Origin of the sequence: Streptomyces sp. SID13666 (assembly GCF_010548325.1) — a bacterium.
Lineage (GTDB): Bacteria > Actinomycetota > Actinomycetes > Streptomycetales > Streptomycetaceae > Actinacidiphila > Actinacidiphila fildesensis.
The window spans coordinates 1-17,126 of record NZ_JAAGLX010000067.1 but is presented as its reverse complement, the minus strand read 5'-3'; the positions used below and the strand labels follow the sequence as shown (position 1 = coordinate 17,126).

20 protein-coding genes are annotated in these 17,126 nt (G+C 71.1%); 15 read left to right on the top strand and 5 right to left on the bottom strand.

The window, feature by feature from the left end:
- Window positions 1–133: 133 nt before the first annotated feature.
- Both G3I60_RS40665 and G3I60_RS40660 read right to left on the bottom strand, forming a co-directional pair.
- Window positions 134–613 (bottom strand): DUF3515 domain-containing protein, encoded by a 480-nt coding sequence (locus tag G3I60_RS40665; RefSeq protein ID WP_138356480.1) that lies wholly within the window; start codon window positions 611–613, stop codon window positions 134–136.
- Window positions 614–633: 20 nt separating this feature from the next.
- Window positions 634–867, bottom strand: a complete 234-nt coding sequence (locus G3I60_RS40660; protein ID WP_138356479.1) for an Lrp/AsnC family transcriptional regulator — start codon at window positions 865–867, stop codon at window positions 634–636.
- Between the two features lie 148 nt (window positions 868–1,015).
- Here G3I60_RS40660 and G3I60_RS40655 point away from each other — a divergent pair, with 148 nt between their 5' ends.
- Both G3I60_RS40655 and thiD read left to right on the top strand, forming a co-directional pair.
- Entirely contained in the window at window positions 1,016–1,996 is a 981-nt protein-coding gene (locus tag G3I60_RS40655; protein WP_164297859.1) for a thiamine-phosphate kinase, read from the top strand.
- Window positions 1,997–2,006: 10 nt separating this feature from the next.
- Window positions 2,007–2,807: a bifunctional hydroxymethylpyrimidine kinase/phosphomethylpyrimidine kinase gene (thiD, locus tag G3I60_RS40650; protein WP_164297857.1), complete on the top strand. Its 801-nt coding sequence runs from the start codon at window positions 2,007–2,009 to the stop codon at window positions 2,805–2,807.
- A gap of 142 nt (window positions 2,808–2,949) precedes the next feature.
- On the opposite strand, the gene rpmB is transcribed toward thiD, so the two are convergent.
- On the bottom strand, window positions 2,950–3,135 hold the full coding sequence (gene rpmB, locus G3I60_RS40645; RefSeq protein ID WP_138356476.1) for a 50S ribosomal protein L28: 186 nt from the start codon (window positions 3,133–3,135) through the stop codon (window positions 2,950–2,952).
- Between the two features lie 207 nt (window positions 3,136–3,342).
- On the opposite strand from rpmB, the gene G3I60_RS40640 reads away from it, so the two are divergent.
- The 10 genes from G3I60_RS40640 (at window position 3,343) to mutM (ending at window position 13,028) form a co-directional block, all read left to right on the top strand.
- On the top strand, window positions 3,343–5,115 hold the full coding sequence (locus G3I60_RS40640; protein ID WP_164608456.1) for a DAK2 domain-containing protein: 1,773 nt from the start codon (window positions 3,343–3,345) through the stop codon (window positions 5,113–5,115).
- A 46-nt stretch (window positions 5,116–5,161) separates the two neighbouring features.
- A complete protein-coding gene (gene recG / locus G3I60_RS40635; RefSeq protein WP_203675094.1) occupies window positions 5,162–7,363 on the top strand; it encodes an ATP-dependent DNA helicase RecG in 2,202 nt (733 codons plus the stop codon).
- Between the two features lie 107 nt (window positions 7,364–7,470).
- Window positions 7,471–7,989: a hypothetical protein gene (locus G3I60_RS40630; protein ID WP_138356473.1), complete on the top strand. Its 519-nt coding sequence runs from the start codon at window positions 7,471–7,473 to the stop codon at window positions 7,987–7,989.
- A gap of 69 nt (window positions 7,990–8,058) precedes the next feature.
- On the top strand, window positions 8,059–8,640 hold the full coding sequence (rsmD, locus tag G3I60_RS40625) for a 16S rRNA (guanine(966)-N(2))-methyltransferase RsmD (protein ID WP_138356499.1): 582 nt from the start codon (window positions 8,059–8,061) through the stop codon (window positions 8,638–8,640).
- Window positions 8,641–8,666: 26 nt separating this feature from the next.
- Entirely contained in the window at window positions 8,667–9,146 is a 480-nt protein-coding gene (coaD, locus tag G3I60_RS40620; RefSeq protein WP_187145035.1) for a pantetheine-phosphate adenylyltransferase, read from the top strand.
- Between the two features lie 56 nt (window positions 9,147–9,202).
- Complete coding sequence (locus G3I60_RS40615) at window positions 9,203–10,270, top strand: cell division initiation protein (protein WP_138356471.1); 1,068 nt, start codon at window positions 9,203–9,205, stop codon at window positions 10,268–10,270.
- Between the two features lie 258 nt (window positions 10,271–10,528).
- A complete protein-coding gene (locus G3I60_RS40610; protein ID WP_138356470.1) occupies window positions 10,529–11,149 on the top strand; it encodes a DUF177 domain-containing protein in 621 nt (206 codons plus the stop codon).
- A 2-nt stretch (window positions 11,150–11,151) separates the two neighbouring features.
- Window positions 11,152–11,325 (top strand): 50S ribosomal protein L32, encoded by a 174-nt coding sequence (gene rpmF / locus G3I60_RS40605; RefSeq protein ID WP_138356469.1) that lies wholly within the window; start codon window positions 11,152–11,154, stop codon window positions 11,323–11,325.
- Between the two features lie 19 nt (window positions 11,326–11,344).
- Window positions 11,345–12,082, top strand: a complete 738-nt coding sequence (rnc, locus tag G3I60_RS40600) for a ribonuclease III (protein WP_138356468.1) — start codon at window positions 11,345–11,347, stop codon at window positions 12,080–12,082.
- Window positions 12,083–12,152: 70 nt separating this feature from the next.
- Complete coding sequence (gene mutM / locus G3I60_RS40595; protein ID WP_164297849.1) at window positions 12,153–13,028, top strand: bifunctional DNA-formamidopyrimidine glycosylase/DNA-(apurinic or apyrimidinic site) lyase; 876 nt, start codon at window positions 12,153–12,155, stop codon at window positions 13,026–13,028.
- A gap of 48 nt (window positions 13,029–13,076) precedes the next feature.
- Here mutM and G3I60_RS40590 read toward each other — a convergent pair whose 3' ends face one another.
- Both G3I60_RS40590 and G3I60_RS40585 read right to left on the bottom strand, forming a co-directional pair.
- A complete protein-coding gene (locus tag G3I60_RS40590; protein ID WP_138356466.1) occupies window positions 13,077–13,499 on the bottom strand; it encodes a helix-turn-helix domain-containing protein in 423 nt (140 codons plus the stop codon).
- Between the two features lie 94 nt (window positions 13,500–13,593).
- Complete coding sequence (locus G3I60_RS40585; protein ID WP_138356465.1) at window positions 13,594–14,478, bottom strand: CAP domain-containing protein; 885 nt, start codon at window positions 14,476–14,478, stop codon at window positions 13,594–13,596.
- A 121-nt stretch (window positions 14,479–14,599) separates the two neighbouring features.
- Between G3I60_RS40585 and G3I60_RS40580 the strand changes: the two genes are divergently transcribed.
- The 3 genes from G3I60_RS40580 to G3I60_RS40570 all read left to right on the top strand — a co-directional run.
- A complete protein-coding gene (locus tag G3I60_RS40580; protein WP_164297848.1) occupies window positions 14,600–14,881 on the top strand; it encodes an acylphosphatase in 282 nt (93 codons plus the stop codon).
- A gap of 343 nt (window positions 14,882–15,224) precedes the next feature.
- Window positions 15,225–15,428 (top strand): hypothetical protein, encoded by a 204-nt coding sequence (locus G3I60_RS40575; protein ID WP_138356463.1) that lies wholly within the window; start codon window positions 15,225–15,227, stop codon window positions 15,426–15,428.
- A 180-nt stretch (window positions 15,429–15,608) separates the two neighbouring features.
- On the top strand, window positions 15,609–17,126 hold a 1,518-nt coding region (locus tag G3I60_RS40570; RefSeq protein ID WP_164608455.1), incomplete at its 3' end, for an AAA family ATPase.

The window sequence follows — 17,126 nt, the reverse complement described above, 5'->3', positions numbered from 1 at the left end:
ACGTACCCTCGCTGCGTTGTCGGGCTCGTCCACGTACGTCCGGTACGAGGACGACCCTCCGCCTTGGGAGCGCACGCACCGGACGCCGTGGGCCACGCCCTCCGGGCGAACGGCGCTCCTTTCGCAACACGCCCTAGAGTTCGTTCGGGATCGTCTTCTTGACGGCGCCGGCGAGGTCGGTGAGGGGACCGACGTCGCCGGCGTACTTCTTGGGGAGGGTGACCTCGACGTACGCCTTGCGCAGCGTCGTGGTGAGCTTGAAGCTGCCGTCGCCCTGGGCCTGGATCAGCCAGCCGACGCCGTCCACCTCCACCGAGTCCGCGCTGGAATCGTTCATCGCCTGCGGCCTCGGCACCCCGCAGCGCAGCACGATCGCCGGATTTCCCCACCCGGCGGTGAAGTCGGACGCGGGCCTGAGATCATGCACGCCGAGTCCATTGACGGAGTGCGGCAGATCCCGGTGCAGCGCACGGCAGTAGACGGCGGCCCGCGCGTCCGGAGCCGGAACGGGCGTCTCATCGGCCGGACCGGCTGCGGAAACGAAGACCGCCGCCGCGGACAAGCACGCGACGGCGGCAACGGAAATCAGCGCGAACCGGCGAAAAGCTATCACCGGACGAGCATAGTCGGGGGCTACAGATGGACGACGGGACAGGTCAGAGTACGGGTGATCCCGTCCACCTGCTGTACCTTCGCGACCACCATGCGGCCCAGGTCGTCGACCGTGTCTGCCTGGGCCCGGACGATGACGTCGTAGGGACCGGTGACATCTTCGGCCTGAATGACGCCGGAGATCTTCGCAATCGTCTCCGCTACTGCCGAGGCCTTCCCAACCTCGGTCTGGATCAAGATGTACGCCTGTACCACGGAACCTCCAGGGCGGCTTCGAGGATCATGTGGGAGGGGGGACGCCACGTTATCGCGTCGCCGCACGGCGCGGGGAGACCCGCGCGGTACCGAGCACTCGCTTTGAGCGGAATCTCCAGGGGAATGACGACGTGAAAGGGACAAACAGATGAAGGGGACCGTGGGCGAGTTGGGGGAGTTCGGGTTGATCAGGGAGTTGACCTCCCGGCTCACGACCACTCCCAATGTACGCCTGGGGCCTGGGGACGACGCGGCGGTGGTGGCCGCGCCGGACCGCCGGGTGGTCGCCACCACCGATGTGCTGCTCGAAGGCCGGCACTTCCGGCGTGACTGGTCGACCGCCTACGACGTCGGCCGCAAGGCCGCCGCACAGAACCTCGCGGACATCGCCGCGATGGGCGCGGTGCCCACCGCGGTCCTGCTGGCGCTGGTCGTCCCGGCAGAGCTGCCGGCCACCTGGCCGATCGAGCTGATGGACGGCATCCGCGACGAGTGCCAGGTGGCGGGTGCCGCCGTGGTCGGCGGCGACGTGGTGCGCGGCGACACGATCACGGTCGCGATCACCGCCCTCGGCGACCTGCGCAACCGCGAGCCCGTCACCCGGTCCGGCGCCCGGCCCGGCGACGTCATCGCGGTGACCGGCTGGCTGGGCTGGTCGGCGGCCGGCCTCGCGGTGCTCTCCCGCGGCTTCCGCTCTCCGCGCGCCTTCGTCGAGGCGCACCGGCGGCCCGAGCCGCCGTACCACGCGGGCCCCGCGGCGGCCGAGCTCGGCGCCACCGCGATGACGGACGTCAGCGACGGACTGGTGGCCGACCTCGGGCACATCGCGACGGCCAGCGGGGTGCTGATCAACCTGAAGTCCGCGGACATCGACGTGCCCGCGCAGATGTCCGACATCGGGCAGGCGGTCGGCGTGGACCCGCTGCACTGGGTGCTGACCGGGGGAGAAGACCACGCGATCGTCGCGGCCTTCCCGCCCGACGTGAAGCTCCCGGCCCGCTGGCGGGTGATCGGCGAGGTGCTCAAGGCCCCCGGCACCCCGCACGTCACCGTGGACGGCGCCGCCTGGGACAAGGCCGGCGGCTGGGACCACTTCGGCGACACCACGGCGGAGGGCGCCGGGGACTAGGTTCACGGGTATGCGAACGTCCCCGCCCAGGGTGCTCACCGTCGCCGGATCCGATTCCGGCGGCGGTGCGGGCATCCAGGCCGACCTGAAGACGATGCTGGCGCTCGGCGTGCACGGCATGAGCGTGCTGACCGCGGTCACCGCGCAGAACTCGCTGGGCGTCCAGGGGGCCTGGGAGCTGCCGGTGGCGGCCGTTCGCGCGCAGTTCCGCGCCGTGGTCGACGACATCGGCGTCCAGGCCGTCAAGACCGGCATGCTCTCCTCGGCCGCGATCGCCTCCGAGGTGGCCGCTCTGCTGGCGGACGTGGGCGCCCCCGTGGTCGTCGACCCGGTCGGCATCTCCAAGCACGGGGACTCCCTGCTGACGGCCGGGGCTCTGGAGGTCGTCCGCACCGAGCTGCTGCCCGTGGCCACCGTCGCCACCCCGAACCTCGACGAGGTCACCCAGCTGACGGGTGTCGTGGTGGACGGCGAGGCGGCGATGGGCGAGGCCGCGGAAGCGGTACTGGCGCTCGGGCCGCGCTGGGTCCTGATCAAGGGCGGCCATCTCGACGGCGACGCCGTGGACCTGCTCTCCGACGGTTCGCGGGAGCACTGGTTCCGCGCCGCCCGGTACGACAACCGGCACACCCACGGCACCGGCTGCACGCTGGCCAGCGCCATCGCCTCGTACCTGGCGCTGGGCCTGGAGGTGCCGGCGGCGGTCGGCGCCGCCAAGGACTACGTCACGGGCGCCATCGCGGCCGGCTTCCGGCTGGGCGGCGGCATCGGCCCGGTGGACCACGCCTGGCGGCAGCGCCGGGAGCTCTGAGCGCCGAGCTGCTGGTGGCGTCAGCGCCCGGCGACCGGCCCCGAACGCAAGAAAACCGGCCCCGAACGCAAGAAAACCGGCCCACCCTGAGGTGGACCGGCTTCGAGTAGCCGCAAGGCTGCGCTGCTACGACGTGTACGCGTCAGCGCGAGACCTTGCCGGCCTTGATGCACGAGGTGCAGACATTGAGGCGCTTCGGCGTCCGACCGACCACAGCACGCACCCGCTGAATGTTGGGATTCCAACGGCGGGGAGTACGGCGGTGCGAGTGGGAAATAGCGTTGCCGAAGCCCGGCCCCTTGCCGCAGACGTCGCAGTTGGCAGCCACGGGTCACTCCAAAGACTTCGAGATGCACTTACAGTGAAAAGCCCGGGAGATTCCCGGACAACCGGAGCAGCATACAACGGCCACTCCCGCACAACGAAATTACCACGGTCGCGGGGTCCGCCGCCCCGGCCGACTGCCGCCGTGACCGGTGTCACGGATACCCTCACCTGCAGCAGTCTCCGCTTCAGGTGTCCGCAGGAGGACTTGGTGCCGCACACGCTCGACGCTTCCGCGGTGCGCGCGTGGTGCCGACTGGCCCTCCAGGCGCTGGGCCGGGCCCGCGAGGAGATCGACGCGATCAACGTGTATCCGGTCGCCGACGGGGACACCGGCACCAATCTGTACCTGACGATGGAATCCGCCGCCCAGTCCGTCGACGCCGTCTTCGACGGTCATGCCGCCTCCGGACACAGCCCCGACCTCGCCCAGGCCTTCCGCGCGATGTCTCACGGCGCCCTGATAGGCGCCCGCGGCAACTCCGGCACGATCCTCGCCCAGCTGCTGCGCGGCATGACGGAAGCGCTCACCGACGATCCCGCGACGGGAAACGTGGCGTCGAAGGCGGCGGGCAACGGAGCCGCCGGGGGTACTGCCGCGGCCGGTGATCAGGACACCGCCGAACTGCTGCGCCGGGCGCTGCGCCGGGCCGCCGGGTCCGCGTACCTGGCGGTCGCCCACCCCGTCGAGGGGACGATGCTCACCGTCGCCACCGAGGCGGCCACCGCCGCGGAGCGGGACGGCGGCGGTCCGGTCTCCGTCGCGAGAGCCGCCCACCAGGGCGCGCGCATCGCACTCGCCGCCACCACCGGCCAGCTCGCCGTACTCGGCCGGGCCGGCGTCGTGGACGCGGGTGGACGCGGCCTGGTGGCCGTGCTGGGCGCCCTCGCCGACGCGCTGGCCGGTGAGGTGCCGATGGGACCGCTGGCCGATCACGCGCCGCCCGTCCCGTACGGCTGCCGCGACGAGGACGGCTCGGACCCGCACGTCGTGCCCGGCGGGCCCGCCTTCGAGGTCATCTACCTGCTGGAGGCGTCCGACACCGCCCTGCCCGCGCTGCGCGGGCGGCTGGACGCCCTCGGGGACTCCCTGGTGGTCGTCGGCGGCGACGGCCTGTGGAACGTCCATGTCCACGTGGACGATGCGGGAGCCGCCATCGAGGCCGGTATCGAGGCCGGCCGCCCCTACCGGATCCGCGTCACCCACTTCGGCGACCAGGTCCGTGAGCGGCCCGACACGGACACCGACACCCCCGTGGTGCCCGATGCGGTTTCCCGGCACCACGAGGGTGCCGGGGACAGCGGGCGGCCACCGGAGCGGGTGCGGCGCGCCGTCGTCGCCGTCGTACGGGGTGACGGGCTGGCCGACCTCTGCGCCCAGGCCGGCGCGACCGTCGTCGCCGTCCGCCCCGGCGACCCGCCCGCCAGCGGCGAGATCGCGGCCGCGATCCGCCGTGCCAACGCCCGCGAAGTGGTGCTCCTCCCGAACGACGTGGAACTGCGGCACGCCGCCGGCGCCGCCGCCGACCGGGCCCGCGCCGACGGCGTCCGGGTCGCCCTGATCCCCACCCGCTCCCCGGTGCAGGGCATCGCCGCGCTCGCCGTCCACGAGCCCGCACGGCGCTTCGACGAGGACGTCGTCGCCATGACCTCGGCGGCCGGCGCCACCCGCTACGCGGAACTGGCCGTCGCCGAGCACCAGTCCTGGACCATGGCCGGCATCTGCCAGGCCGGCGACGTCCTCGGGCTGATCGACGGCGATGTCGCGGTCATCGGCGGGAACCTGGTCGAGACCGGCACGATCGTCCTCGACCGCATGCTGGCCGCGGGCGGCGAGATGGTCACCCTCGTCCTCGGCGCCGGCGCCCCGCCCGACCTCGCGGACCGCATCGAGGCCCACGTCCAGGCCGGCCACATCACGGTGGACACCGTCGTCTACCAGGGCGGCCAGCAGACCTGCCCGCTCCTCATCGGCGTCGAATAACCGCTCGCCGCAGGCCGCACCCGCTTTGTCACTGCCGTGCGCAAAGATGGACCCGATGTCTGCCCTGGACGAACCCCTGAAGAAGTCGGTCGGCGGCCGCACGGCAAAAGTGCTCGCCGACCACCTCGACCTGCACACCGTCGGCGACCTGCTGCACCACTACCCGCGCCGGTACGCCGAGCGCGGCGAGCTGACGCGGCTGGCCGACCTCCCGCTCGACGAGCACGTCACCGTCGTCGCGGAGATCGCCAAGGCCGACAAGAGGACGTACAACGGCGGCACTGGCGTCCGCCTGGAGGTCGTCGTCACCGACGGCAGCGGTTCGCTGACCCTGGTGTTCTTCAGCAAGGCGGCGCACGCCCACGCCCACCGGCTGATCCCCGGCCGCCGCGGGATGTTCTCCGGCAAGGTCTCGGTCTTCAACCGCACCCGCCAGCTCGCCCACCCCGACTACCAGTTGCTGGACGCGGAGGACGCCAAGGGCGGGGAGTCGGACGTGGCGGCCGCGTTCGCCAACCAGCAGATCCCGCTCTACCCCGCGTGCAAGCAGATCAGCTCCTGGCAGATCGCGCAGTCCGTGCAGACGGTCCTCGACTCGATGCGGGGCACCAGCTGGGCGGGCGTCGGCGAACCGCTGCCGGCCGCGCTGCGCGAGGCGCGCGGCCTGGCGCCGCTCTCCGAGGCGCTGGAGAAGATCCACCGGCCGCGTACCAAGGCCGACATCGCCGAGGCGCGGGACCGGCTGAAATGGGACGAGGCGTACGTCCTGCAGGTGGCCCTGGCGCGCCGCAGGGCCGCGGACTCCGCGCTGCCCGCCACCCCGCGCGTGCCGCACGCCGACGGGCTGATGACCACGTTCGACACCCGGCTGCCTTTCACCCTCACCGAAGGCCAGCGGAAGGTCTCCGCCGAGATCTTCGCCGACCTGGCGACCGAACACCCCATGCACCGGCTCCTCCAGGGCGAGGTCGGCTCCGGCAAGACGCTGGTCGCGCTGCGCGCCATGCTCGCCGTCGTCGACTCCGGCGGCCAGGCCGCGATGCTGGCGCCCACCGAGGTGCTCGCCCAGCAGCACCACCGGTCGATCACCGAGATGATGGGCGACCTCGCCGGCGGGGGCATGCTCGGCGGCGCGGAGAACGCCACCAAGATCGTGCTGCTCACCGGCTCCATGGGGGTGCCCGCCCGCCGCCAGGCCCTGCTGGACCTCATCAGCGGTGACGCCGGGATCGTGATCGGCACGCACGCGCTGATCGAGGACAAGGTCCAGTTCCACGATCTGGGCCTGGTCGTGGTCGACGAGCAGCACCGCTTCGGCGTCGAGCAGCGCGACGCGCTGCGCGCCAAGGCCACCAAACCGCCGCACCTGCTGGTGATGACCGCGACCCCGATCCCGCGCACGGTCGCCATGACCGTCTTCGGCGACCTGGAGACGTCCGTCCTGGACCAGCTGCCGGCCGGCCGTTCGCCGATCGCCACCCATGTCGTCCCGGCCAAGGACAAGCCGCACTTCCTGTCCCGCGCCTGGGAGCGGGTGCGGGAGGAGGTGTCGAAGGGCCACCAGGCGTACGTGGTCTGCCCCCGCATCGGCGACGAGGAGGACGCGAAGAAGAAGCCGGACGACGCGGAGCGCCGCCCGCCGCTGGCCGTCCTGGACATCGCCGAGCAGCTCGCCGCGGGCCCGCTGGCCGGGCTGCGGGTCGAGGTGCTGCACGGCAGGATGCAGCCGGACGCCAAGGACGACGTGATGCGCCGGTTCGCCGCCGGCCAGGTGGACGTGCTGGTGGCGACCACCGTCATCGAGGTCGGGGTGAACGTCCCGAACTCCACCGTCATGGTGATCATGGACGCCGACCGCTTCGGCGTCTCCCAGCTCCACCAGCTGCGCGGCCGCGTCGGCCGGGGTTCCGCTCCAGGGCTCTGCCTGCTCGTCTCCGAGGCGCACGAGGCGAGCCCCGCCCGGCAGCGCCTCTCCGCCGTCGCGGCGACCCTGGACGGCTTCGAGCTGTCCCGTATCGACCTGGAGCAGCGCCGCGAGGGCGACGTCCTCGGCCAGGCCCAGTCCGGCACCCGTTCGTCGCTGCGCATGCTGACCGTGATCGACGACGAGGAGGTCATCGCCGCCGCCCGCGACGAGGCCACCGCACTGGTCGCCGCGGACCCCGAACTGGCCGACCACCCGGACCTGCGCAGCGCCCTGGAGAGCCTGGTCGACGCGGACCGCGAGGAGTACCTCGACAAGGGCTGAACCGGGCCGTTGAACAGGGCTGAACTGCCGTGCTGAGCAGGGCGATTGTCAGACCCCCCTGAGAGAATGGACGTAGTCCAAGTCGATGGACCTTTGGGGGCAAAAGCATGTCGTTCCGTCATCTCAACGAACTGCCGCTCGGCGACAAGGTCTTCCGGATCGAGCTCGCCAGCGACGACGACACCAACGTCACTCTCACCCTCTCCGGATGGAGTGAGGACGACCCCGACACCCTTCTCGCGTCCGGCGATCTGCGGCTGCCCATGGCGGACGTACCGTCCCTGCGGATCGCTCTCAACCGCGCGCTGCGCGCCCTCGCGCTCGTAGCCGACGTGTCCGAGCCCATCCCCGACCGTGACGTGCTCCGGGAGCTGTTCCCCGGCCACGGCGCCCCCTGGGTGCCGCAGCACGAGGAGGAGCTGCTGCGGCGGTTCCACGACAGCGAGACCATCGCCCGGATAGCCGCCCGCTTCGGGCGGACCCCGGACTCGGTCCGCACCAAGCTGCGTGAGCTGGGGCACGACCCGCGCCGCCCGGAGTTCTGCCCGCCCGACGGCTGCCTGTCCTGGTCCCGCTACGCGTCCACCGCGCTGGTGGGGGCGGTGGAGGAGCCCGGCAGGGAGTGACTCCGTATCGTGGGGGAGCGGCCGCGAACAGCGCCGTTCCCCCACGATGTCGAGGACGTGAAGGACGAGATGACCCGCGTGATCGCCGGAGCCGCCGGTGGCCGCCGCCTGGCCGTGCCCCCGGGCAATGGGACCCGCCCCACCTCGGACCGCGCCAAGGAGGGGATGTTCTCCACCTGGGAGTCGCTGCGCGGCACGCTGAACGGTGCCAGGGTGCTGGATCTGTACGGCGGCTCGGGGGCGATCGGGCTGGAGGCGCTCTCGCGCGGCGCCGAGCACGTCCTGCTGGTCGAGTCCGACCCGGCCGCGGCCCGCACCATCCGGGAGAACGTGCAGATGATCGGGCTGCCCGGCGCCGAGGTGCGGGCCGGCCGGGCCGAGCAGGTCATCGCCGGCCCGGCGCCCGCGACCCCGTTCGACATGGCGTTCCTGGACCCGCCCTACGACATGGGCGACGACGAACTGCGGGAGATCCTGCTCACACTCCGCATTCAGGGGTGGCTGGATGACGACGCGATCGTCACCGTGGAACGGCGCACCCGTGGCGGAGTCTCCCCCTGGCCCGACGGCTTCGAGGCAGTGAGGGCCCGCCGTTACGGCGAGGCGACACTTTGGTACGGTCGCGCCGCCGAAGTTACCGCCGGGTCATGAACGGCCCGGAGAGCGAGGAGTCTCAGTTGCGTCGCGCAGTCTGTCCGGGGTCTTTCGACCCCATCACCAATGGACATCTCGACATCATCGCCCGCGCTTCCCGGCTCTACGACACCGTGTACGTCGCGGTGATGATCAACCAGTCCAAGCAGGGTCTGTTCTCGGTCGAGGAGCGCATCGCCCTCATCCAGGAAGTCACCGCGGAATTCGGGAACGTGCAGGTCGAGTCGTTCCACGGGCTGCTCGTCGACTTCTGCAAGCAGCGCGACATCCCGGCCATCGTCAAGGGTCTGCGCGCGGTCAGCGACTTCGACTACGAGCTGCAGATGGCCCAGATGAACATCGGGCTGTCCGGGGTCGAGACGCTCTTCGTGCCGACCAACCCCACCTACAGCTTCCTCTCCTCCAGTCTCGTCAAGGAGGTGGCCCAATGGGGCGGTGACATCTCCCACTTGGTGCCGCCGACGATCCTGGCGGCTCTCAACGACCGGCTCGGGCAGCGCTAGAGTCTGCATGTCCCGTCCGGACCCGGCCGGGCCCCGCTGAGGAAAGACTGACGCCCGTGGACGTGCAGAAGAAGCTCGACGAGATCGTCGCGGCCATCGAAGGCGCGCGGTCCATGCCGATGTCCGCCTCGTGCGTGGTCAACCGTGCCGAGCTGCTGAGCAGGCTCGAAGAGGTGCGCTCCGCGCTCCCCGACTCGCTGTCGCAGGCCGAGGCCCTGCTGGGCGGCCGCGAGCAGATGGTCGAGGAGGCCCGCCTCGAGGCGAACCGGATCATCGAGTCGGCGCACGCCGAGCGCGACTCGATGATCTCGGACACCCAGGTCGCCCGCCAGTCCCAGGACGAGGCGGAGCGCATCGTGGCCGAGGCCCGCCGCGAGGCGGAGGAGATCCGCGCCGAGGCCGACGACTACGTGGACAGCAAGCTCGCCAACTTCGAGGTCGTGCTCACCAAGACCATCGGCTCCGTCGACCGCGGCCGCGAGAAGCTGCTCGGCCAGGGCCCCGGTCTGGACGAGCAGGGCTACGAGGACGCGGACGCCCCCGAGCGCAGCGCCGACCCGGAGACGCTGCGGCGCCGGGCCGACGACTACGTGGACGCCAAGCTGGGCGCCTTCGAGGCGGTGCTCTCCAAGACCCTGGAGGCCGTCGGCCGCGGCCGGCTCAAGCTGACCGGCCACAGCGTCGCCGACGAGCTGGGCGCCCACATGGCGGCCCAGGACGCCGCGGACGCGGCGGGCGGCCACCAGACCGACGCCGAGTTCATGGCGGGCCTGGCGGCTCCGGTCCCCGCACAGACCCAGCAGACGGACTACTCGTACGACGCGACGCCGGCCACGCCGGACTACGGGTACCAGCAGGACTACGGCCAGCAGGCCGCCTACTCCGACCCGTACGCGGCCCAGCAGCAGCAGGGATACCCGGAGCAGGCCGGCTACGGCGGCTACCAGCCGGACTACGGGCAGCAGACCTACGCCGACCCGCAGGGCCAGTACCAGCAGCAGCCGTACGACCAGCAGCCGCAGCATCAGCCCCAGCACCAGGCCGCGGCGCTGGACGAGACCAGCCTCTTCGACACCGGCATGATCGATCTGAACCGGCTGCGGGAGCTGGAACAGGGGCGCTGAACGCGCTGGTCACGTGGGGGGTCAGAGGGGGTCAGGGGAGAAAAAGCGGGACGGCGCGAAGCGTCTCGTCGCAAGGGTGGTGGTGGGTGACGGGTGAAAAAGCGGGGCGGCGCGAAGCGTCTCGTCGCAAGGGTGGTGGCGGGTGACGGGTGGGCGAGTTGGGTCCTGCCCGGACGTCCAGTATCCTGACCTTTCCAGCCGTGTGAATCGCCGGCTCTTTGGGCTGCCCACCCTCCGGGGTGAGGGCACGCCGCACCGATGAAAGAGGAAGCCCTGAAAACCCCCCGTCTCGACCACCGCGAGCCTCTCGTGTTCGACACGCACGAGCTGGGTCGTCGTCCTGGTTCGATGCGGAAGGTCTCCCGTTCGGTGCCGGCACCCAAGGATCTCGGTATCGAGGTCATCGGGGTGCCCGAGGGCACGGCAGTACAGCTGGAGCTCCGACTGGAGTCGGTCATGGAGGGGGTACTTGTCACAGGTACCGTCCGTGCGCCGCTCTCGGGAGAGTGCGTAAGGTGTCTGGAGCCGTTCGAGCGCAAGCTCGATGCGGACTTCCAAGAGATGTACTCCTACCCCGACGCCGACACCCGGACCGCCCGCAAGGACGAAGCCGGTGACGACGCGGAGGAGGAGGACGTTCTCTTCCTCGAGGACGACCTGTTCGATCTCGAACCCGCGCTGCGGGACGCGGTGGTGCTCGCACTGCCGCTGCAGCCGGTGTGCCAGGAAGACTGCCCGGGACTGTGCTCCGATTGCGGAGAGCGGCTCGCGGACGACCCGGACCACCACCATGAGGTCGCCGACATTCGGTGGGCGGCCCTGCAGGAATTTAAGAAGAGCGGTGCCGACCAGGGCGCCGACGAGAACCAGGAGAAGTAGCCGTGGCTGTTCCGAAGCGGAAGATGTCGCGCAGCAACACGCGCCACCGCCGTGCGCAGTGGAAGGCTGTTGCCGTGAGCCTGGTGGCGTGCGAGAGCTGCCACCAGCCGAAGCAGAGCCACATCGCGTGCCCGAGCTGCGGCACGTACAACCGTCGTCAGGTCCTCGAGGTCTGATCGGCGGGTGACAGGCTTCATGTCAGACGCCAAATCGCCGAAGCAGGCGCCGGCGGACACAGCCTGGCCTCACACGCTTCTGGAAGGGCGGCTCGGGTACACACTCGAGCCCGCCCTTCTGGTGCGTGCGCTGACCCATCGTTCGTTCGCGTACGAGAACGGCGGTCTGCCCACCAACGAGCGGCTGGAGTTCCTCGGGGACTCCGTGCTCGGCCTGGTGGTCACGGACACGCTGTACCGCACCCACCCCGACCTGCCCGAAGGCCAGTTGGCCAAGTTGCGGGCCGCGGTGGTCAACTCTCGTGCGCTGGCGGAAGTGAGTCGCGAACTCGACCTGGGCGGATTCATCCGGCTGGGACGGGGCGAGGAAGGCACCGGCGGCCGGGACAAGGCATCGATCCTCGCGGACACCCTCGAGGCGGTCATCGGCGCGGTCTATCTGGACCAGGGTCTGGATGCCGCGTCCGAGTTCGTGCACCGCCTCTTCGATCCGCTGATCGAGAAGTCGTCCAACCTCGGGGCAGGCCTGGACTGGAAGACCAGTCTCCAGGAGCTGACCGCGAGCGAGGGCCTCGGTGTTCCCGAATACGTGGTCACCGAGTCGGGTCCCGACCATGAGAAGACCTTCACGGCTGCCGCCCGCGTCGGTGGTGTCGAGTACGGCGCCGGCACCGGCCGCAGCAAGAAGGAAGCAGAACAGCAGGCGGCCGAGGCCGCCTGGCGTGCGATCCGCGAATCCGCCTCAGCGGCGAGCTGATCGCACACCCGTCAGAACGAGCCCACCGACGATCAGTCGGTGGGCTCGACGCGTACCCGGAGGAGGGGCGTTGCCCGAGCTGCCTGAGGTCGAAGTGGTCCGCATCGGGCTGGAGCGCTGGGTCACCGGGCGCACCGTCGCGGACGCGGAGGTGCTGCACCCGCGCGCCGTCCGTCGGCACCTGGCGGGCGCCGGGGACTTCACGGACCGGCTCGCCGGCGCGCTGATCGGCCCGGCCCGCCGCCGGGGCAAATACCTGTGGCTGCCGCTGGACGGGACGACCGCGCTGCTCGGGCACCTCGGGATGAGCGGCCAGCTGCTGATCCAGCCGCACGCGGCCCCTGACGAGACCCATCTGCGGGTCCGGATCCGGTTCGACGACGAGCTCGGCACCGAGCTGCGCTTCGTCGACCAGCGCACCTTCGGCGGTCTGTCGCTCCATGACGTCGTGCCGGGCAGTCCGCTGGCGCTGCCCGTACCGCTCGCGCACATCGCGCCGGACCCGCTGGAGGACGCCTTCGACGAGGAGGCGTTCCACGCCGCGCTGCGCCGCCGCCGGACCACCATCAAGCGCGCCCTGCTCGACCAGTCGCTGATCAGCGGGGTCGGCAACATCTACGCCGACGAGGCGCTGTGGCGCTCCCGGCTGCACTACGAGCGGCCCACCGCGACGATGACCCGGCCCAGGACGGCCGAGCTGGTGACACACATCCGCGAGGTGATGAGCGACGCGCTGGCGGCCGGCGGCACGAGCTTCGACAGCCTGTACGTCAACGTGAACGGCGAATCCGGGTACTTCGACCGGTCGCTGGACGCGTACGGGCGCGAGGACGAGCCCTGCCGCCGCTGCGGTACCGCGATCCGCCGCCGCCCGTGGATGAACCGGTCCAGTTACTTCTGCCCGCGCTGCCAGCGCCCGCCGGTTCCCGGCCGCGATCCCCAGTAGCGGGCTCAGGGTTCAGGGCGCACGGCTCTGGGGCTGACGGCTCAGGGCTTACGCACTCGCCTTCGGGGCGTTCCGGGCGGCGTGCGCCGCGTCGTAGGTCTCCCGGGCGGCCAGCACCTCGGGCATCCGGCCCTCGACCAGCTGGATCAGGTCGAGCAGCCTGCGGGTGGTCTCCCGGCCCAGCTCGGTGAGCCGGTACTCGACGCGCGGCGGATTGGTCGTCTGCGCCTCGCGGTGCACCAGCCCGTCGCGCTCCAGGGCGTGCAGCGTCTGGGAGAGCATCTTCTCGCTCACGCCGTCGACCCGGCGGCGCAGCTCGTTGAAGCGCACGGTGTCCTCACCGAGCGCGCCGAGCGTCAGACTGCCCCAGCGGCCGGTGACGTGCTCCAGCGTGCCGCGGGAGGGGCAGTCGCGCTCGAAGACGCTGAACGGGAGCCCGTCGCGCCCGGAGTCGCTCCTGCAGGTGTCCATGGCATGAGCGTACTCCTGGGTTGCGCTGACCCCGGGCTTGCGCTTTCGAAAAGTTAGCTCTTGGTCTCCCTCTCCCGCTCTCCCGCGGGCTCTCCTAGAAGCCGAAGTCCTGCGTCCACCAGGGGCCGCCCGGCGCGTAGTGGACGCCGACGCCGAGGGTCTTGTAGTCGCAGTTCAGGATGTTGGCGCGGTGCCCCGCGCTGTTCATCCAGGCGGTCATCACGGCCTCCGCGTCGGCCTGGCCGCGGGCGATGTTCTCCCCGCCGAGGTTGGTGACGCCGACCGACTTGGCCCGGTCCCAGGGGGTGTCGCCGTCCGGGTCCGTGTGGTCGAAGAAGTCCCGGATCGCCATGTCCTCGCTGAAGGCCTGGGCGAGCTTGGCCAGCGACGGGTCCGCGGTCACGGGGGAGCAGCCGACCTTGACGCGTTCGGCGTTCACCAGCTTCAGCACCGCGGCCTGGGCGGTGACGGCGGTTCCGTCCTGGGTCGGCGTCGGTATCGGCGTCGCGGTGCGGGTCGGCGTCGGGGACGGGGTGGTGGGCCGCGGAGTGACCGGCTTCCGGGTGGGCGTGACCTTGGGGGCCGGGGTGGTGCTGGGCGCGGCGGCCGAGGTCGGCGGTGTCGTCGGCGCCGCCGTTGACGGATTGCCGCCGCGTGTCGTGGTCGGACTGCTCGGCACGTTCGTGCGGCCGGTGGTGCTCGGGGAGGGGGAGCCGGTCTCCGGCAGCGACGGGCCGGACGAGCCGTCCGGCTGGGTGCGCGTCCCGCCGGGGCTGCCCTGGGCGGTGATGCCCCCCGGTCCTCCGTTCAGCGACGACAACAGTCCAGACGACATCGCGACGGCGCCGACGGCCAGAGCGGCGGACGACGCCAGCAGCCCGGTGCGAACGGCGCTGTGCCGTCGCCGAGGGCCCCGGTGGCCCCGACGGCTCCGGGTCGGCGCGACGGCCTCGGTGGCATTGCGACTGTGGCGGCCCATTAATGCTGTCCTCACGGTCTCGGATTAACCCGAACGGGTGAGTCCTGTTGCGGGCCGACTGTAGCGAATGACGCACGGGACCGGAGTGAAGCCTGTGCAACTGACGGGATAGCGTGCACACATGAACGAAAATGTCCGGCTTACGGCCTGGGTGCGCGGGCGCGTCCAGGGCGTCGGCTTCCGCTGGTGGACCCGGGCCAACGCGATGCGGATCGGCGGTCTGGACGGTTACGCCGGCAACCTCGCCGACGGCCGGGTGCAGGTGGTGGCCGAGGGGGACCGCGCACGGTGCGAACAGCTGCTCGACTGGCTGGCCACCGGGGACACGCCCGGCCGTGTCGACGGCGTCACCGAGATCTGGGGCCGGCCGCGCGGCGGGTACGACGGGTTCGAGATCCGCTGAGTGTCACGCCCCGCGTACATGCGGTAGGCAATCGCCTACGGCAAGGCTGCCCGGGACAGTTGCCATATCCGGAGTGTCGTGCAAGGCTGCCGACATCGAGGATGATCTCGACGCCCCACGGGCAGCCGCCGGCGCTCTTTCGCCGTGTTTTCTGAGGCTGACCCGATCGCTGGGCTGTGATCGTGTTGACCGTCCAACTATTTGGTGAGACGCTGGAAGCCCCGCGCATCGTAGCCGTAATGCAATCAAAGCGGCGGCTTCGGCGCACCGCGCGGGTGCACATACCCCTCACCCACGACCCTACCGCTCCCGGTCGGTCACTCAGCGTGGAGGACCATCAATCATGGCAAAGGCGCTTCTCGGTTACGTCGGCGGCCCCGACCCGCGACTCCTCGCCGAGATGCGAAGGCTTCAGCAGCGCGTTCAGGATCTGGAGTCCGAGCTTGTTCGGATGCAGACCGAGAACGACGCACTGACTGTGGCGTCGCACGAAGAGTCGCTGCTCAGCAGCATCGATGTATCTCGCGCGGAGCCCGTACCCGCCTGATCCGGACGCATCACCGGACGGGTGCCACGGCACCGCTAGAGTTTTTTGCAAGGGACGCCTCGGCGTCCCTTCGTCGTTCCGTCTTCACCCGCAGGCCCCCCGACGATCACTGTTGTCATCGTCTGATGTGCCCTGCACCTTCCCTGGCGAAACCGAACACGGAAGGTAGAGTCCGACGGCGTGCATCTCAAGAGCCTCACGCTGCGCGGATTCAAATCCTTCGCCTCCGCCACGACGCTGCGCTTCGAGCCCGGCATCACGTGCGTCGTAGGCCCCAACGGGTCCGGTAAGTCCAATGTGGTGGACGCGCTCTCCTGGGTCATGGGGGAGCAGGGGGCCAAGTCGCTGCGCGGCGGCAAGATGGAGGACGTCATCTTCGCCGGCACCACGGGGCGCCCGCCGCTGGGCCGCGCCGAGGTGTCGCTGACGATCGACAACTCCGACGGCGTGCTGCCCATCGAGTACGCCGAGGTCACCATCACGCGGATCATGTTCCGCAACGGCGGCAGCGAGTACCAGATCAACGGCGACACCTGCCGGCTGCTCGACATCCAGGAGTTGCTCTCCGACTCCGGCATCGGCCGCGAGATGCACGTCATCGTCGGCCAGGGCCAGCTCGACTCCGTGCTCCACGCCGACCCGATGGGCCGCCGCGCCTTCATCGAGGAGGCGGCCGGTGTGCTCAAGCACCGCAAGCGCAAGGAGAAGGCGCTGCGGAAGCTCGACGCGATGCAGGCCAATCTCGCGCGCGTCCAGGACCTGACGAACGAACTGCGGCGGCAGCTCAAGCCGCTGGGACGGCAGGCACAGGTCGCCCGGCGGGCCGCCGTCATCCAGGCCGATCTGCGCGACGCCCGGCTGCGGCTGCTCGCCGACGATCTGGTCACCCTGCGCGAAGCGCTGAGCGCCGAGGTCGCCGACGAGGCGTCGCTCAAGGAGCGGCGGGACGCGGTGGAACGGGACCTGGCCGCCGCGCTGCGGCGCGAGACCGCTCTGGAGGAGCAGGTCAGGGCGCTCGCACCGCGGCTGGCCGACGCACAGGCCACCTGGTACGGCCTCTCCCAGCTCGCCGAACGGGTACGCGGCACCATCGGCCTCGCCGAACAGCGGGTGCGGCACGCCACCGGCCAGCCCGCCGAGGAGCGGCGCGGCCGGGAGCCGGAGGACATGGAACGTGAGGCGGCCCGGATCCGCGAGCAGGAGGCGGAACTGACGGAGGCTCTCGACGCGGCGCGGCGGGCACTGGACGACACCGTCGGCCACCGCGCCGCCCTGGAACAGGAGCTCGCGGCCGAGGAGCAGCGGCTGCGGTCCGTGGCGCGGGCGATCGCGGACCGCCGGGAGGGGCTGGCGCGGCTGCAGGGCCAGGTCAACGCGGCGCGCGGCCGGGCCGGTTCCGCGGAGGCGGAGATTGGCCGGCTCGCCACGGCCCGCGACGAGGCACGGGACCGCGCCGAATCCGCGCAGGAGGAGTACGAGGAGCTCAAGGAGCGGGTGGACGGCCTGGAGGCGGACGACTCCGAACTGGAGGAGCGCCTGGCGGCCGCGACGGAGGAGCAGGCGGCGGCCGAGGAGGCGTTCTCGGCCGTCCGCGACGCGGCCACCGCGGCCGAGCGCGAGCGTGCCGCCCTCACCGCCCGGCGCGACGCGCTGGCGCTGGGCCTGCGCCGCAAGGACGGCACCGAGATCGGAAGAGCA